This window comes from Microbacterium sp. J1-1 (genome assembly GCF_024498615.1).
Taxonomy (GTDB): Bacteria; Actinomycetota; Actinomycetes; order Actinomycetales; family Microbacteriaceae; genus Microbacterium; species Microbacterium aurugineum.
In genome coordinates, this window is sequence record NZ_CP089590.1 from 254,371 (window position 1) to 270,215 (window position 15,845).

Sequence of the window (15,845 nt, forward strand, 5' to 3'; positions counted from 1 at the left end):
TCTTCTCGGACGGTCCGTCCTTCCTTCCACCCTACGCCTTCACGACCGGTGTGGATTCACGTGAATGGAAATTTCTCCCTGCGGAAGGTGCCGGTCAGGCGTCGGCCACGTCGATCCTGCTGAGCGTGGGCGGTGCCAGGATCGCACCCGTCTCCACGGTCTCGACATCGCGCCGGCCCGTGAGGCGCGCGACCGCATCGTCGAACTGCTCGTCGAGCGCGGCCAGCGCGCCCGGTGCGTCGTGGTGCGACAGTGCGTCGATCAACGCCTGATAGGTGGGCGAGACGGAGGCGGGCACCGCATAACCTTCGTCGGCACTGAAGCTCGCGATCCGCGTCTGGAGCGCGAGCGTCATCATCGCGCGGGAGAGTCGAGGGCTCTGCGCGGCGTTCACGAGGGCCTGATGGAACGCGATGTCCGCGTCGCCGATGCCGAGTGCGTCCGCGCGGGTGCTCGCCTCCCTCAGCTCGGCCAGCGCGCTCTCGAGTTGCTCCGCCACGGGAAGCCGGTCCCTCACGATGAGGCGCACGGCTTCGCGCTCCACGGCCCGACGCTCGGTGTAGAGGTCGGCGATGCCGTCGACCGGGATCACGCTCACGCGCAGGCCCCGACCCGGAAGTGCTGTCAGTGCACCCTCCTGCACGAGTCGCTGCGCCGCCTCGCGCAGGGGACCGCGGCTCACGCCGAGCTTCGCGGCGATGTCCACCTCGCCCAGGGGGCTGCCGACGGGCAGCGCGCCGGAGAAGATCGCCGACCGGAGTTCGGCCGTGATCAGGTCGACCGTCGAAGGCCGTGCCATGCGGAAGACCGCGCCGGGCATCCCGTTCGGGGCGGGCGTGAGTGGCATGAGCGCTCCTGAGTCGATCGTCGGTGACTCCATTCTGCATCCGACGCGTGTCGGCGCCCGACACGTGTCCGCACGGGCCGGGCACCCCACCATAACGAGTTTGTATAAATGTAGACAATCCGACAGTCTGAATGTGCACAAACGGTCGATCCGGCATAACGTGGCCGTCGGCCCGGGACCGGAGAACGGTCTCGCCCGCCCAACCGCACGCCCGATATCGAAAGAGGAACCGTATGCCCTCCACCCGAATTCATCTGCGCGCCGGCGCCGTCGCGGCCTCCGCCGCGCTCGTCGTGACTCTGGCCGCCTGCTCGTCGTCCGGCACGGACGAGGAGAGCGGCTCGACGCTCGAGCAGCTGCAGAACGACGGGAAGATCACCGTCGCGATCGCCGACGAGCGTCCGTACTCGTGGGTCGAGGGCGGCGAGCCCACCGGCGCGACCATCGCCATGCACCGCGAGATCTTCTCGAACATGGGGATCGACGACGTCGAGGTGGTCGAGGTCGACTGGAACTCGCTGATCCCCGGACTCAAGGCCGGCCGCTTCGACGCGATCAGCGCCGGGATGTCGATCCTGCCCGAGCGCTGCGAGGAGGCGGCGTTCAGCGATCCCGAGATCATGTACACCACCACGCTGATGGTGCCCGAGGGCAACCCGCGCGGTCTCACCGACCTCGACTCGGTCGTCGACGACCCCGACGTCACGCTCGCCGTGCTCGGTGGAGGGATCGAGAGCGGATACGCCGAGAAGCTCGGCATCTCGAACACGGTGTCGGTGGACAACGCGCAGTCCGGCATGGACCTCGTCGCCAACGGGCGCGCCGACGCCTTCGCGATGACGGCGATCTCGCTGAACTGGATGGCGGACAACAACCCGGACGCCGGCGTCGAGACGACCGAGGCGTTCGTCCAGGAGATCGACGGCGTGCCGCAGATCGGTGCCGGGTCGACCGTGTTCCGCACCGGCGACACGGAGCTCCTCGACGCGTACAACGAGCAGCTCGCCTCCATCACGGGTGATGAGCAGGCCTACCTCGACCTCGTCGGGGAGTACGGCTTCACCGCGGAGAACCTCCCGCCGTCCGACCTGACGACCGCCCAGCTCTGCGCGGGCGAGCTCGGCTGAGGCCACCGGCGAATGGACAATCTGTCCGCGTTGTGGGCGGCTCTGCCCGCGATCGGCGGCGGCGTGCTCGTCACGCTCACGCTGACCGTGGGCGGGGCCCTCCTCGCGCTCATCGTCGCGGTGGTGCTCGGCCTCTCGGTCCGTGCCGAGAACATCGTCATCCGGGGCACCTCGCGGGTGATCATCGAGTTCTTCCGAGGCACTTCCCTGGTCGTGCAGCTGTTCTTCCTCTTCTTCGTGCTGCCCCAGCTCGGCGTCTCGATCTCCCCGATCGCGTGCGGCATCCTCGGCCTCGGTCTCAACTACGGTGCCTACGGTGCGGAGGTCATCCGCGGCTCGATCAACTCCGTCCCGACCGGGCAGTGGGAGGCGACCACCGCCCTCAGCATGACCCCTGCACACCGGATGCGCCGGGTCATCTTCCCGCAGGCCTGGGCCCTCATGATCCCCTCTCTGACGAATCTGCTCATCCAGTTGCTCAAGGGCACCGCGATCGTCGGGTTCATCACGCTCATCGACCTGACCGTGGCGCTGGACCGCCTCCGCATCCAGACCGACACCTTCTTCTACGGCGTCGTCGGCATGGTGCTCTACTTCGTGATCGCCTACGCGCTGACCCTCGTGATGAACGCCCTGGAGGTGCGCGCGAAGCACAAGCTCGGGCGCGGGGAGTCGCTGGCCGAGACCCTGCGCTTCCGCTCGCCCGTCACCCGAGGGGAGACCGCCGCATGAACGGACCCGTCTGGAGCTGGGACACCGCCTGGGCGGCGCTCCCGCACCTGCTCGAGGGCTTCTTCACGGTCACCCTCGTCGTCACCCTGGCCGGGAGCGCGATCGCCGCCGTGCTCGGCCTCGTGATCGCCGTCGTGCGCCGCAGCGCCCCTCGACCCGTCGCTGCGAGCGTCGGCTTCCTGGTGAACTTCATCCGGATGACCCCGATCGTCATCCAGCTGCTCTTCGCGTACTTCGCGCTGGTGACCGTGGATCCGCTGACCATCGGCATCGCGGTGTTCGGCATCCACTACGCGACCTACATGGCCGAGGTCTACCGTGCTGGCATCGAGTCCGTCCCGCGCGGGCAGTGGGAGGCTGCCACCGCCCTGAGCATGTCTCGCCCGCGCACCTGGACCGCCGTGGTGCTCCCGCAGGCGATCAGGGCGACCGTCCCCTCCCTGGGCAACTACGTGATCTCGATGCTGAAGGACACCCCGTTCCTCATCGCCATCACCGTGGCAGACATGGTCAGCAACGCCCTGGAGTTCGGCGGGAACAGCTTCCGCTACCTCGAGCCCATCACGCTCGCCGGTGTGATCTTCTTCCTCGCCAGCTACCCCGCATCCGTCCTCGTCCGCAGATTGGAGAAGCGCCTTGAATACGCCTCCTGAGAACTCCCGTCCCGCCATCCGCTTCGACGCGGTACACAAGCGCTACGGCGACCACGTCGTGCTCGACGGCCTCACCTTCGACGTGCAGCAGGGCGACCGGGTCACGCTCATCGGACCGAGCGGTTCGGGCAAGACCACGATCCTCCGTCTGGTCATGACGCTGGAAGAGGCCGACGGCGGATACATCTTCATCGACGGCGAGCCGCTCACGCACGTCGAACGCGGCGGCAAGCGCGTGCCGTTGCGGGAGAAGCACCGCAACGAGGTGCGCAAGCGCATCGGCATGGTCTTCCAGCAGTTCAACCTGTTCCCGAACATGACCGTGATGGAGAACCTCATCGAGGCCCCCGTGCACGTGCTCGGCATGTCGAAGGCGGCGGCCACCGCGAAGGCCACCGACCTGCTGCAGAAGGTCGGCCTCGCGGACAAGGCCGACGCCCATCCGCTGCAGCTCTCGGGTGGCCAGCAGCAGCGGGTCGCCATCGCCCGTGCGCTCGCGATGGACCCGGAGATCCTGCTGCTGGACGAGGTCACCAGCGCTCTGGATCCCGAGATCGTGGGGGAGGTGCTCGGCGTGCTGCGCGACGTCGCCGAGACGACCGACATCACCATGCTCATCGTCACCCACGAGATGCAGTTCGCCCGGGACGTCTCGAACCGCGTGCTGATGTTCGATCAGGGCAGCATCGTCGAGGAGGCCGACCCCGAGACGATGTTCTCCGCGCCGCGCGAGCAGCGCACGAGGGACTTCCTCTCCGCAGTGCTGAGCGACTGAGCCTCGAGCGCGCTTCCCCCTCCCGCTCCTCGCGTCGTCGACGCGAGGAGCGCTCTCCCGGTGGGTGACGAGGAGGCGGCGATCCGAAGATCCTGTGAGCGCCCCGTGAGGGTCGCCGGGATCGTCGTATGGGTTCCGTAAGTGCGGTCAAAGCAGGGGCACCGAGGGGTGTTGTATCGGGTGTTGCGTCCTCGAGACGCGCGGTCGCCGCCCGGCGATCGCCGCAGCCTGAATGGAGCTCTCTGTGCTTGACCTCGTCTACGTGCTGGGCGTGATCGTCCTGTTCGTGACCGTCGGCCTCGTCGGGAAGGCGGTGGAGAAGCTGTGATCGTGTTCGAGCTTCTCGCGACCGTGCTCGGCGTCGCTGCTGTCGTCTACCTGGTGTTCGCCCTCGTGAAGCCGGAGCGTTTCTGATGGAGTGGGGCTTCCTCATCGCGAGCGTCGCCACCCTCGCCCTCGCCCTCGCCCTCGTCTACAGGCCCGTCGGCGACTACATGGCCTGGACCTTCACGACGACGAAGGACTGGGGTGTCGAGCGCGGCATCTACAAAGTCATCGGCGTCGACCCGAAGCGCGAGCAGTCCTGGCAGGCATATCTGCGTTCGGTTCTCTCCTTCTCGATCGTGGGCGTCCTGCTGCTCTTCGCGCTCCAGCGCACGCAGCAGTGGTTGCCGTACGCCCTCGGCAACGAGAACGTCGAGTCGGGGGTGGCGTTCAACACCGCGATCTCCTTCGTGACCAACACGAACTGGCAGGCCTATTCGGGTGAGGCGTTGTCGTACACCGTGCAGTTCGCCGGTCTCGCAGTGCAGAACTTCGTGTCGGCAGCGACCGGAATCGCCGTCGCGATCGCGCTCGTGCGCGGCTTCGCATACCGTCGATCCGGCGTCATCGGCAACTTCTGGGTCGACCTCGTCCGCGGTACCTTCCGCATCCTGCTCCCGCTGTCGATCGTCGCGGCCATCGTCCTGATCGCCGGCGGCGTCGTGCAGAACTTCAACGGCTACGTCGATGTGAGCACGGTCTCCGGTGGCACGCAGACGATCCCCGGCGGTCCCGTCGCCTCTCAGGAGGCGATCAAGGAGATCGGCACGAACGGCGGCGGCTTCTACAACGCGAACGCATCCCACCCCTTCGAGAACCCCGCGGCGTGGACGAGCCTGCTGCAGTGCTTCCTGATCCTGCTGATCCCCTTCTCCCTGCCGCGGACGTTCGGCAGGATCGTCGGCGACAACCGTCAGGGATACGCGATCCTCTCCGTCATGGGAACGCTGTTCCTCGCGTCGACCTTCGCTCTCGCGGCGTTCGAGTTCGCGGGCCGCGGTTCGGCTCCGGAACTCGCCGGCGCCGCGATGGAAGGCAAGGAGGCGCGGTTCGGGCTCGTGCAGTCGGTGCTCTACGCGTCGACCACCACGCTCACCTCGACGGGGTCCGTGAACTCGATGCACGACTCCTATACGGCTCTCGGCGGGATGATGCCGATGGTCAACATGTTGCTCGGCGAGATCGCGCCCGGTGGTGTGGGCGCCGGCCTGTACGGGATGCTCATCATCGCCGTGATCGCCGTCTTCGTCGCCGGCTTGCTCGTCGGCCGCACACCGGAGTACCTCGGGAAGAAGATCGGGCCGCGCGAGATGAAGCTCGCCAGCATGTACATCCTCGTGATGCCGATCCTCGTGCTCGGGGGCGTCGCCCTCAGCTTCGCGATTCCCGCGCTCCGCGGCAGCATCATCGACGAATCGCTCGCGAACAGCGGTTCGCACGGCCTCTCCGAGGTGATCTACGCGTTCGCCTCCGCAGCGAACAACAACGGATCCGCCTTCGCAGGCCTGACCGCGAGCACTCCGTGGCTGACGGCGGCACTCGGTGTCGCGATGCTCCTCGGACGGTTTCTGCCGATCGCCCTCGTCCTGGCCCTGGCCGGTTCGCTGGCCGCGCAGGACAAGGTCCCCGCCACGGCCGGCACGCTGCCGACGCATCGACCGCTCTTCATCGGTCTCACCGTCGGCACCGCGGTCCTGGTGACCGCACTCGTCTTCTTCCCCGTTCTCACGCTGGGTCCCCTGGCGGAAGGGCTGCTGTAACCATGTCCACCATCACGCACACCCCGTCGCCCGAGACATCGGAGGCGACCCCAGCCGCACCGCGCAAGACGCTCACCTGGGCGCAAGTGCGAGCCGCTCTCCCGGGCGCGCTGCGCAAGGTCGACCCGCGCGCGCAGTGGCGCAATCCCGTCATGTTCATCGTGTGGGTCGGCGCCGCCCTCACCACGCTGCTCGCCGTCGCCGAGCCCTTTCTGGGCGGCCCCGCCACGTCGGGTGGCAGCAGCGTCCCGTGGTCCTTCACCTGGATCATCGCGGTGTGGCTGTGGCTCACGGTCGTCTTCGCCAATCTGGCCGAGTCGATCGCCGAAGGACGCGGCAAGGCGCAGGCTGACACGCTGCGCAAGACCCGTACCAGCACCACCGCCCACCGCGTCGACGACTATGACCCGGCGAACGACGGTTCTGCGGAGGCCGCGCGCATCTCCGACGTCTCCTCCGCGGATCTCCGCCTGGGGGACACGGTCGTCGTGTCCGCCGGTGAGCTGATCCCCGGCGACGGTGACATCGTGTGGGGCATCGCGAGCGTCGACGAGTCCGCGATCACCGGCGAGTCCGCCCCCGTCGTGCGCGAATCCGGGGGAGATCGGTCAGCGGTCACCGGCGGCACGCGCGTGCTCTCGGATCGCATCGTCGTGCGCATCACCTCGAAACCGGGGGAGACGTTCGTCGATCGGATGATCGCTCTCGTCGAGGGGGCCGCGCGCCAGCGCACCCCCAACGAGATCGCGTTGAACATCCTTCTCGCGTCGTTGTCGATCGTGTTCGTGGTGGTCGCGCTCACACTGAACCCGATCGCCTCCTACCCGGCGAGCCCCGCGAGCATCACCGTTCTCATCGCGCTGCTCGTCTGCCTCATCCCGACCACGATCGGTGCCCTCCTGTCCGCCATCGGCATCGCCGGCATGGATCGCCTGGTGCAGCGCAACGTCCTCGCGATGTCCGGTCGCGCGGTCGAGGCAGCGGGCGACGTCACGACACTGCTGCTCGACAAGACGGGCACGATCACGTACGGAAACCGCCGTGCGAGCGCGTTCGTCCGCATCGACGGCGTCCAGGAGCGAGAGCTCATCGAGGCGGCCGCGAAGTCGTCGCTCGCCGACCCGACGCCCGAGGGCAAGTCGATCGTCGACCTGGCACGTGCCGAAGGCGTCGACGTCGAGGCGGATGCCGGCGGTGAGATCGTTCCGTTCACGGCTCAGACCCGCATGTCGGGACTGGACCTCGACGACGGGACGCAGATCCGCAAGGGCGCGGGCAGCGCCATCACCGCCTGGCTGGAGGAGGACGGCGCGCGTCTGCCGAGCAGCGAACTCGCCGAGCTGGACGAGCACGTCCAGCACATTTCGCAGTCCGGTGGGACGCCTCTGGTCGTCGCCGTGAAGGCGGCCGACGGCCGTCGCCGGGTGCTCGGCGTCATCCACCTGAAGGACATCGTCAAGGAGGGGCTGACCGAGCGATTCGCCGAACTCCGCGCGATGGGCATCCGCACCGTCATGGTCACCGGTGACAATCCGCTGACGGCCGCGGCGATCGCCACGGAGGCGGGAGTCGACGACTTCCTCGCCGAGGCGACGCCTGAGCAGAAGCTGGCGTACATCCGCAAGGAGCAGGACGGCGGCAACCTGGTGGCGATGACCGGCGACGGCACCAACGATGCGCCCGCGCTCGCGCAGGCCGACGTGGGTGTGGCGATGAACACGGGAACGTCGGCCGCTAAAGAAGCCGGCAACATGGTCGACCTCGATTCCGACCCGACGAAGCTCATCGACATCGTCGCGATCGGGAAGCAGCTGCTCATCACGCGCGGCGCACTGACCACGTTCTCGATCGCGAACGACATCGCGAAGTACTTCGCCATCATCCCGGCCATCTTCATGGGCGTCTTCCCGCAGCTCGCGGTGCTGAACGTCATGGGGTTGCACTCTCCGGCATCGGCGGTGCTGTCCGCGGTGATCTTCAACGCCATCGTGATCGTCTTCCTCGTGCCGCTCGCCCTGCGAGGAGTGAAGTACCGCCCCCTCAACGCCTCGAAGATCCTCGGACGCAACCTCGCCGTATACGGACTCGGCGGCATCATCACACCCTTCATCGGCATCTGGCTCATCGACCTGTTCGTGCGCCTGATCCCCGGCTTCTGAACTGACAAGGAGATCGCACACTCATGAACGCTGGAACACGCAGCGGCGGCCGCACACTGTGGGTCGCGGTTCGCGCGATGCTCATGTTCACCGTGGTCCTCGGCATCGGCTACACCCTGCTCATCACCGGCATCGGGCAGCTCGCATTCCCCGCACAGGCGAACGGCTCAGCCCTCGTCTCGAAGGGCGGGGACGTCGTCGGATCCTCGCTGCTCGGTCAGTCGTTCACCGACGAGGAGGGCAACCCGCTTCCGGAGTACTTCCAGAGCAGGCCGTCGGCGGCCGGCGACGGCTATGACGGCACGGCGTCGTCCGGCACCAACCAGGGGCCGGAGAACGAGGACCTCGTCGCGGCGATCGCCGAACGCAAGGTGCAGATCGCCGAGTTCAACGGGGTCGACGAGTCCGCGGTACCCGCAGACGCGGTGACCTCGTCGAGTTCCGGCCTCGACCCCCACATCAGCCCGGCCTACGCGCAGATCCAGATCGCCCGTGTCGCCGACGCGCGCGGGATATCGGAGGACGAGGTCGCCGCGGCGGTGGAGGCCGCCACGAGCGCTCCCAACCTCGGGTACCTCGGGGAGTCGGTCGTCAACGTCGCCGAGCTCAACCTCGCACTCGACGAGTCGGCAGGCTGAGCATGACTCGGGGGCGGCTTCGTGTGCTGCTCGGCGCCGCCCCCGGCGTCGGCAAAACCTACACCATGCTCGAAGAGGGGCGCCGGCTCCTCGCTGAGGGCAAGGACGTCGTCATCGGCATCGTCGAGACGCACGGCCGTGCGGCCACCGCGACCATGACCGACGGGCTCCCGGCGATCCCTCGGATGAACGTGGGTCACCGTGGCGTCGAACTCGAGGAGATGGATCTCGCTGCGCTCTTGACCCGAGCGCCCTCCGTCGCGCTCGTCGATGAGCTCGCGCACACCAACGCACCCGGCTCCCGCAACGAGAAACGCTGGGAGGACGTCGAGGAACTCCTCGCCGCGGGGATCGACGTGATCTCCACGCTCAACATCCAGCACATCGAATCCCTCAACGACGTCGTCGAACAGATCACCGGCGTGCCGCAACGCGAAACCGTACCCGACAACGTGCTGCGCAGCGCCGATCAGATAGAGGTCATCGACCTCGCCCCGCAGGCGCTTCGCGACCGTCTCTCCGGCGGATTCGTCTACCCGGCCGAACGCATCGACGCCGCGCTGTCGAACTACTTCCGCCTGGGCAACCTCACCGCGCTTCGCGAGCTCGCCCTCATCTGGCTGGCCGATGAGGTCGACCAGGCGCTCAAGGGGTATCGCGCTGAGCACGGCATCGACAGCACCTGGGAGGCGCGGGAGCGCGTCGTCGTCGCCCTCACCGGAGGAGCGGAGGGGGAGACCCTTCTGCGGCGCGGGTCCCGGATCGCGGCGCGGTCGGCCGGCGGCGAGCTGATGGCCGTGCACATCACCAGCCAAGACGGCCTGCGCGCGGCGAACCCGGTCGTGCTGACGGAGCAGCGCGCCCTCGTCGAGAAGCTCAACGGCACCTACCATCAGGTCGTCGGCGAGGACATCCCGACCGCCCTGGTCGAGTTCGCACGATCCGTCAACGCCACCCAACTCGTGCTCGGTGCCAGTCGGCGCGGACGCTTCACGGCGGCGTTCACCGGCCCGGGCATCGGCGCGACCGTCGTGCGCGAGTCCGGTGACATCGACGTGCACATGGTCAATCACTCCGCCGCAGGTCGTCGCTTCGCGCTGCCGCCGCTCACCGGGGCGCTGACCCGCAAGCGCCGCGTACTCGGCTTCCTCGTCGCGCTCCTCGGCGGCCCGCTGCTGACGTTCTTCCTCAGCTTCTTCCGCAGCCCCGAATCGATCACGACCGATGTGCTGAGCTACCAGCTGCTCGTCGTGATCGTCGCGCTGGTCGGCGGTATCTGGCCGGCGCTGTTCGCCGCGGTCCTGTCCGGGCTCACCCTGGATTTCCTCTTCGTCGAGCCCCTCTACACGATCCACATCCACGAGCCGCACCACCTGCTGGCGCTCGTCCTGTACGTCATCATCGCGAGCATGGTCAGCTTCATCGTCGATCGCGCCGCCCGATACACGCGCGCCGCGCGGCGGTCTGCCGCAGAGTCCGAGCTGATCCAGACGATCGCCGGGAGCGTGCTCCGCGGCGAGAACGCGATACAGGCGCTCATCGACCGCACGCGGGAGGCGTTCCACCTCGCGGGAGTCCGTCTGATGCGTGGCGACGAGGTCATCGCGCGCGCCGGGGAACCCCTGGCGGACAACCGCCACACCGACATCCGCATCGGTGACCACGCTGTGCTCGAACTCCACGGGGGCGATGTGGCAGCGTCCGAGCGTCGACTGCTGGCGGTCATGACCGCTCAGCTCGCCGCGGCGCTCGAGCACCAGCGCCTCGAGAGAACCGCGAAGGAGATCGAGCCGATCGCGGCCTCGGACCGTGTGCGCGGAGCTCTGCTCTCGGCGCTGAGCCATGACCTGCGTCGCCCGCTCGCCGCTGCTGCCGCCGCCGTCGGCGGCTTGCGCGCTGCGGGACCCGATCTGGACCGGCGCGACAAGCAGGAGCTGCTCGACACCGCGGACGAGAGCCTCACCGCGCTCGCGACGCTGGTGACGGATCTGCTCGATGTCAGCCGCCTCCAGACCGGGGTGCTCGCGATCGCCGACATCCCGACCGATCCGGCCGAGGTGATCGCCCCCGCTCTCGACGAACTCCAGCTCGGTCCCACCGACGTCACGCTCGCGCTCCATCACGGGGACGCGCTGGCGCAGGCGGATCCGGTGCTGCTGCAGCGTGTGGTCGTCAACCTGCTCACCAACGCCCACCGGTACTCCCCTCCGGACGTGCCCGTGCACGTCAGCACCAGCACCTTCGGTGATCACCTCGAGATCCGCATCATCGACCGCGGGCCCGGTGTCCCGGCCGAGAAGCGCGACGACATTTTCGTCCCGTTCCAGCGCCTCGGTGACACCGACAACTCGTCCGGTCTCGGGCTCGGCCTCGCGCTCTCCCGCGGCTTCGTCGAAGCCATGCACGGGACGCTCACCCCGGAGGACACCCCCGGCGGCGGACTGACCATGGTCATCGCGCTGCCCGCCACCATTCCCGCACCCGGCACATCGGAGGAGACCGAGTGAAGATCCTCATCGCAGACGACGACCCGCAGATCCTGCGCGCGCTCCGCATCACCCTCACGGCCAAGGGATACGACGTGGTCACGGCATCGGATGGCGCCGCGGCCATCGCCGCGGCCATCGATCACCACGCAGACCTGTTCCTCCTCGATCTGGGTATGCCGAAGCTCGACGGGATCGAGGTGATCCACGGAATTCGCGGATGGTCCGCGGCACCGATCCTCGTCGTCTCGGGGCGGGCGGGTGCCTCCGACAAGGTCGAGGCGCTCGACGCCGGCGCCGACGACTACATCACCAAGCCTTTCGCCGTCGACGAGCTCCTCGCCCGGATCAGAGCCCTGACCCGCCGGGTGCCCCAGGAAGAAGCACTTCCCCTCGTCCGGCTCGGCGACATCACCATCGATCTCGCCGCACGCAGCGTCTCCCGCGAGTCGTCCGACGGCAACCGGCAGATCCGGCTCACCCCGACGGAGTGGCAGATGATCGACATCCTCATCCGCAACGCCGGCAAGCTCGTCACCCGGCAGACACTCCTCACGGCCATCTGGGGCAACGAGCACATCGAAGACACCGGGTACCTGCGTCTGTACGTGTCGCAGCTCCGCAAGAAGCTCGAGGACACGCCGTCGGAGCCGGTGCACATCATCACCGAGCCGGGGATGGGGTACCGCCTGCTGGGTCTGACGGTCGACTGACCCTTGACATGGTCTTCGCGCAGGTCTAACGTACAACCAAATGGTTGCACAAACGGAGTTGAGCGAAGCGGAGGTCGACCGTGTGTTCCACGCACTGGCGACGTCGACCCGGCGCGACATCCTGCGTCGGACGATCGAGCGGGAGCAGTCCGTCTCGACTCTCGCCACTGAATACGAGATGTCGTTCGCTGCGGTGCAGAAGCACGTCGCCGTGCTCGAGGCCGCGAACCTCATCGTCAAGCGCGCCGAGGGACGCGAGCGGCTCGTCCGCGCGAACCCCGAGATGATCGCCCGCGCCAGGGCGCTCCTCGCCCGATACGAAGAGCTGTGGCGATCGCGCATCGCCCGACTCGACGACCTGCTGGCCGAGACGCCTCGGTCAGGCCCCGCCGACACCACCGCCACCACGAACCCGCAACAAGGAGACTGAAATGCCCGTCACCGATGTCACCACCGACACCGAGAACCTCACGATGACCGTCGTCGCCGACTTCGCCGCCCCCATCGAGCGGGTGTGGAGCGCATACTCCGACCCGCGTCAGCTCGAGCGCTTCTGGGGCCCTCCCGGGTGGCCGGCCACGTTCACCGCCTGGGACCACACCGTCGGCGGCCGTGCCGTCTACTCGATGAACGGCCCGCGCGGCGAGAAGTCTTCCGGATCGTGGGAGTTCGTATCGATCGACGAGCCCCACGGCTTCGAGGTCATCGACTCCTTCGTCGATGAAGACGGCACACCGCTCGACGGGTTCCCGGCGCAGCGCATGTCGTTCGCCTTCGAGTCCACCGCCGACGGCACACGCATGGTCACGACGAGTCACTTCGACTCGGTCGATGCGCTCGAGCAGGTCGTCGAGATGGGCCAGGTCGAGGGCATCACAATGGCGATGGCGCAGCTCGACGCCGTTCTGCAGGACCTCCGCGCCTACGCGCAGGGCAAGGGCACCCGTGTGGAGCTGCTCGACGACACGCACGTGCGCATCACCCGCCTCGTCGAGGGGCCGCGCGAGCTCGTCTGGCGCGCGCACTTCGAGCCCGAGCTCATCCGCCAGTGGATGCTCGGCCCCGATGGCTGGGAGATGACGGAGTGCGTCGCCGCCACCGAGGTGGGCCAGTCGTACCGGAACTCCTGGGCACCGGTGGGCGACACCGAGGGGCAGCCGTTCGGCTTCGAGGGCGAGGCGCTGCTGATCGACGCCCCCCCGCCGCGCGGTCAGCACCGAGCGGATGCAGGGCATGCCGACCGAGACCCTCAACGACCTGAACCTGTACGAGGAGGACGGCGCGACCCTCGTCACGCTCCTCATCGAGTATCCGGACAAGGAGACGCGCGACATGATCCTCGCCACCGGCATGGCCGACGGCATGGAGCAGTCGTTCGCCCGCCTGGAGCGCGAGCTGCTCGCCGTCTGAGCGTTCACAACTCAGGAAGAACCGGCCGGATCCGACAAGATCCGGCCGGTTTCCGCGTCGGCGGGCGCGCTTTTCCTGAATTGTGCGCACCCGGCCGGCGGGCGTCGACGGACAGAACCCACCCGCGCGGGATAAAGTGGCGACACGATGAGGATCACGCGCCGCACTCTGCTCCTCGGCGCCGGAGCCGGCGTCGCCTCGGTGCTTCTCGCATCCTGCACCCCGGAACCCGCGCCGACCCCCACGCCCACCCGGACGCGCGAGCCTGAGCCGCCGCCCGGTGTCCCCGCGCCGGCCGGCAGCATCCGCAGCACCTGGACGAGTGACCCGTTCTCGCTCGGCGCCGCCAGCTTCACGCCCGTCGGCGTCCTCGCCGGCACCCGTCTCGCGCTGGCGAAGCCCGTCGACGATCGGCTGTTCTTCGCCGGCGAGGCGACCGACGAAGACGCCCCGGGAACGGTGCGTGGTGCCATCGCCTCGGGCACGCGTGCCGCGGAGGAACTCCTGATCCCGGCGACATCGGGCGAACGCGTCGCCGTGGTCGGTGCAGGCCTCGCCGGAGCGACCGCTGCCGCCCTGCTCGCGGGCGGCGGGATGCAGGTGACGGTCTTCGAGGCGAGGGACCGCGTCGGTGGACGGGTGTCCTCCCGCGTCGACGACTCCTGGCCGGTGCCCGTGCAGCTCGGTGCCTGGCTGTTCGGCGCGGACGACGCCGAGGTGCTCGACCGGCTGAGCGGCGGTGAGGTCGGCATCGTCGATCTGGCCGGTGATCTCTGGCGCACCCCCGACGGCGACATCGACCCGGTCGACCCGGCGCCGTTCGAGGCCGCCATGGCGGCGTCGCAGGCTGCTCCGGAGGACTCGTCGGTGGCCGATGCCCTGACCGCGGCGGGCATCGACCCCGCCGATCCTGGCACCGCCGCTCTCCTCGCGCTCCTCGCCTCGCGCAGTGGTGCCGGTGCCGATGAGCTCTCCAGCTGGTTCGCCCCGCCGCTGCCCACCGGGGATCTGACCGCGGCGCGCGACGACCTCACCCCGTTCGTCGAACAGGCGCTCGACGGCGTGCGGGTGGGGCTCAACTCCCCGGTCGCCCGCCTCGCCTACGACGACACGGGCGTGAGCGTGCGCCTCGGAACGGGGGAGGCGCTGTCCTTCGACCGGGTGCTCGTGACGGTGCCGCTCGGGGTGCTGCAGGACCGCAGCATCGAGTTCGATCCCCCGCTGCCGTTCTCCAACCGAGGCGCGGTCTCCGCCCTCGGCATGGGGGCGATCGAGACCGTGTGGCTGCGATGGGACGAGCCCTTCTGGGACAACGACGAGGCGATCTGGCACGCCGTGGGCGCTGACGTCGCGATCCCGACCTGGATCAATCTGCGTGCGGCGACCGGCGAGAACGTGCTCGTCGGGATCGTCGGAGGTCCGGCCGCCGTGGAGTTCGCGGAGCTCGACGAAGACGCCGCCCTCGACGCGGCTCTCGCCTCGCTCGCGCTCTACACCTGAGCGACCTTCTCGCCGGCGGGTTCCGGCTCGGACAGCGGTGCGGCGGAGGCGTCCTCCTCGCCCGCGCGCAGCCGGTGGGGCAGAGGCATGCGGCTGATCAGCACGAGCACGGTGGCGACTGCCGCGAACGAACCCAGCGCGATCGCCGAGGAGATCACGAACTCGGCCGGTCCGCTCACCTGTCGCGGGTCGAGGAAGTAATACGGATACCACCCGATCAGCGGTCCGCGGATCAATGTCGCGACGCCCCACACCACCGGATAGGCGAGTGACACCGGGATGACCCGCCACGGCACGGTCCGGTGTCCGGGAGCCAGCGCCCAGGCCGCCACGGTCACCGCCGGAAGCCAGAAGTGCAGCACCTGATCGGACCACGGCACATCAATGCGGATCCCGCGGACGCCCGCCTGCCACACGAGGATCGCGAACACCAGCCCCGCCGTGATCGTCCAGGTCAGTACGAGGGCGAGCGCGACCGTGAGCCACCGGGGGTCCTTCGCACGGCGCAACGCGAGGATGCCGGCGACGGTGAGCAGCACCACGAACGCGATGTTCGACTGGTTGGTCAGGTACGCGAAGAAGTTCTGGCTCGCGACGGTGTTCGACGCCAACCCCCAGCTCAGCCGGTGGATGAGCGCCACGAGGCAGATGGCGGCGGCACTGAGGCGGAGCAGCCCGAAGGCGGTACGCGCCTTCACCGCTGCGTCACCCGCCATTCCTT

Annotated in this window: 14 protein-coding genes and 1 pseudogene; 13 read left to right on the plus strand and 2 right to left on the minus strand. The window is 68.5% G+C overall.

Features of this window, described 5'->3' with window-relative positions; genetic code table 11:
* Positions 1-94 precede the first annotated feature (94 nt).
* Positions 95-847, minus strand: coding sequence for a GntR family transcriptional regulator (locus LRQ07_RS01205; RefSeq protein WP_256535596.1), 753 nt, complete (start codon positions 845-847; stop codon positions 95-97).
* A gap of 233 nt (positions 848-1,080) precedes the next feature.
* Between LRQ07_RS01205 and ehuB the strand changes: the two genes are divergently transcribed.
* The 13 genes and pseudogenes from ehuB to LRQ07_RS01270 all read left to right on the plus strand — a co-directional run bounded on the left by ehuB (position 1,081) and on the right by LRQ07_RS01270 (position 15,124).
* Positions 1,081-1,974, plus strand: a complete 894-nt coding sequence (gene ehuB, locus LRQ07_RS01210; protein WP_232762849.1) for an ectoine/hydroxyectoine ABC transporter substrate-binding protein EhuB — start codon at positions 1,081-1,083, stop codon at positions 1,972-1,974.
* Positions 1,975-1,986: 12 nt separating this feature from the next.
* The gene (locus LRQ07_RS01215; RefSeq protein ID WP_153243373.1) at positions 1,987-2,706 is read left to right on the plus strand and encodes an amino acid ABC transporter permease; all 720 of its coding nucleotides are present in this window, start codon (positions 1,987-1,989) and stop codon (positions 2,704-2,706) included.
* On the plus strand, positions 2,703-3,359 hold the full coding sequence (ehuD, locus tag LRQ07_RS01220; protein WP_047522808.1) for an ectoine/hydroxyectoine ABC transporter permease subunit EhuD: 657 nt from the start codon (positions 2,703-2,705) through the stop codon (positions 3,357-3,359). The genes LRQ07_RS01215 and ehuD overlap by 4 nt, the downstream gene beginning before the upstream one ends.
* On the plus strand, positions 3,343-4,134 hold the full coding sequence (ehuA, locus tag LRQ07_RS01225) for an ectoine/hydroxyectoine ABC transporter ATP-binding protein EhuA (RefSeq protein ID WP_081996992.1): 792 nt from the start codon (positions 3,343-3,345) through the stop codon (positions 4,132-4,134). Before ehuD ends, ehuA begins: the two co-directional genes overlap by 17 nt.
* Before the next feature lie 324 nt (positions 4,135-4,458).
* Positions 4,459-4,548 carry a potassium-transporting ATPase subunit F gene (locus LRQ07_RS01230; protein WP_081996993.1) on the plus strand — a complete coding sequence of 30 codons (90 nt, stop codon included), beginning with the start codon at positions 4,459-4,461 and terminating at the stop codon, positions 4,546-4,548.
* Positions 4,548-6,218 (plus strand): potassium-transporting ATPase subunit KdpA, encoded by a 1,671-nt coding sequence (gene kdpA, locus LRQ07_RS01235; protein ID WP_232762848.1) that lies wholly within the window; start codon positions 4,548-4,550, stop codon positions 6,216-6,218. The genes LRQ07_RS01230 and kdpA overlap by 1 nt, the downstream gene beginning before the upstream one ends.
* Before the next feature lie 2 nt (positions 6,219-6,220).
* Complete coding sequence (gene kdpB / locus LRQ07_RS01240) at positions 6,221-8,377, plus strand: potassium-transporting ATPase subunit KdpB (protein WP_256535597.1); 2,157 nt, start codon at positions 6,221-6,223, stop codon at positions 8,375-8,377.
* 23 nt (positions 8,378-8,400) lie between these two features.
* A complete protein-coding gene (kdpC, locus tag LRQ07_RS01245; RefSeq protein ID WP_232762846.1) occupies positions 8,401-9,015 on the plus strand; it encodes a potassium-transporting ATPase subunit KdpC in 615 nt (204 codons plus the stop codon).
* A 2-nt stretch (positions 9,016-9,017) separates the two neighbouring features.
* Positions 9,018-11,522, plus strand: coding sequence for an ATP-binding protein (locus tag LRQ07_RS01250; RefSeq protein ID WP_256535598.1), 2,505 nt, complete (start codon positions 9,018-9,020; stop codon positions 11,520-11,522).
* Positions 11,519-12,214, plus strand: a complete 696-nt coding sequence (locus LRQ07_RS01255; RefSeq protein WP_256535599.1) for a response regulator — start codon at positions 11,519-11,521, stop codon at positions 12,212-12,214. Before LRQ07_RS01250 ends, LRQ07_RS01255 begins: the two co-directional genes overlap by 4 nt.
* A 40-nt stretch (positions 12,215-12,254) precedes the next feature.
* On the plus strand, positions 12,255-12,644 hold the full coding sequence (locus tag LRQ07_RS01260) for an ArsR/SmtB family transcription factor (protein WP_256535600.1): 390 nt from the start codon (positions 12,255-12,257) through the stop codon (positions 12,642-12,644).
* A gap of 1 nt (position 12,645) precedes the next feature.
* Positions 12,646-13,624, plus strand: a pseudogene (locus LRQ07_RS01265) (SRPBCC family protein).
* Between the two features lie 147 nt (positions 13,625-13,771).
* A complete protein-coding gene (locus LRQ07_RS01270; protein ID WP_256535601.1) occupies positions 13,772-15,124 on the plus strand; it encodes a flavin monoamine oxidase family protein in 1,353 nt (450 codons plus the stop codon).
* Here the strand turns inward: LRQ07_RS01270 and LRQ07_RS01275 are convergent.
* Complete coding sequence (locus tag LRQ07_RS01275) at positions 15,115-15,840, minus strand: Pr6Pr family membrane protein (RefSeq protein ID WP_131493129.1); 726 nt, start codon at positions 15,838-15,840, stop codon at positions 15,115-15,117. The two genes, LRQ07_RS01270 and LRQ07_RS01275, sit on opposite strands and share 10 nt — an antisense overlap.
* Positions 15,841-15,845: the final 5 nt, after the last annotated feature.

Coding starts and splice junctions, on each gene's coding strand:
- LRQ07_RS01205 (WP_256535596.1), bottom strand. CDS start 847: ATGCCACTCACGCCCGCCCCGAACGGGATGCCCGGCGCGGTCTTCCGC.
- ehuB (WP_232762849.1), top strand. CDS start 1,081: ATGCCCTCCACCCGAATTCATCTGCGCGCCGGCGCCGTCGCGGCCTCC.
- LRQ07_RS01215 (WP_153243373.1), top strand. CDS start 1,987: ATGGACAATCTGTCCGCGTTGTGGGCGGCTCTGCCCGCGATCGGCGGC.
- ehuD (WP_047522808.1), top strand. CDS start 2,703: ATGAACGGACCCGTCTGGAGCTGGGACACCGCCTGGGCGGCGCTCCCG.
- kdpA (WP_232762848.1), top strand. CDS start 4,548: ATGGAGTGGGGCTTCCTCATCGCGAGCGTCGCCACCCTCGCCCTCGCC.
- kdpB (WP_256535597.1), top strand. CDS start 6,221: ATGTCCACCATCACGCACACCCCGTCGCCCGAGACATCGGAGGCGACC.
- kdpC (WP_232762846.1), top strand. CDS start 8,401: ATGAACGCTGGAACACGCAGCGGCGGCCGCACACTGTGGGTCGCGGTT.
- LRQ07_RS01250 (WP_256535598.1), top strand. CDS start 9,018: ATGACTCGGGGGCGGCTTCGTGTGCTGCTCGGCGCCGCCCCCGGCGTC.
- LRQ07_RS01260 (WP_256535600.1), top strand. CDS start 12,255: ATGGTTGCACAAACGGAGTTGAGCGAAGCGGAGGTCGACCGTGTGTTC.
- LRQ07_RS01270 (WP_256535601.1), top strand. CDS start 13,772: ATGAGGATCACGCGCCGCACTCTGCTCCTCGGCGCCGGAGCCGGCGTC.
- LRQ07_RS01275 (WP_131493129.1), bottom strand. CDS start 15,840: ATGGCGGGTGACGCAGCGGTGAAGGCGCGTACCGCCTTCGGGCTGCTC.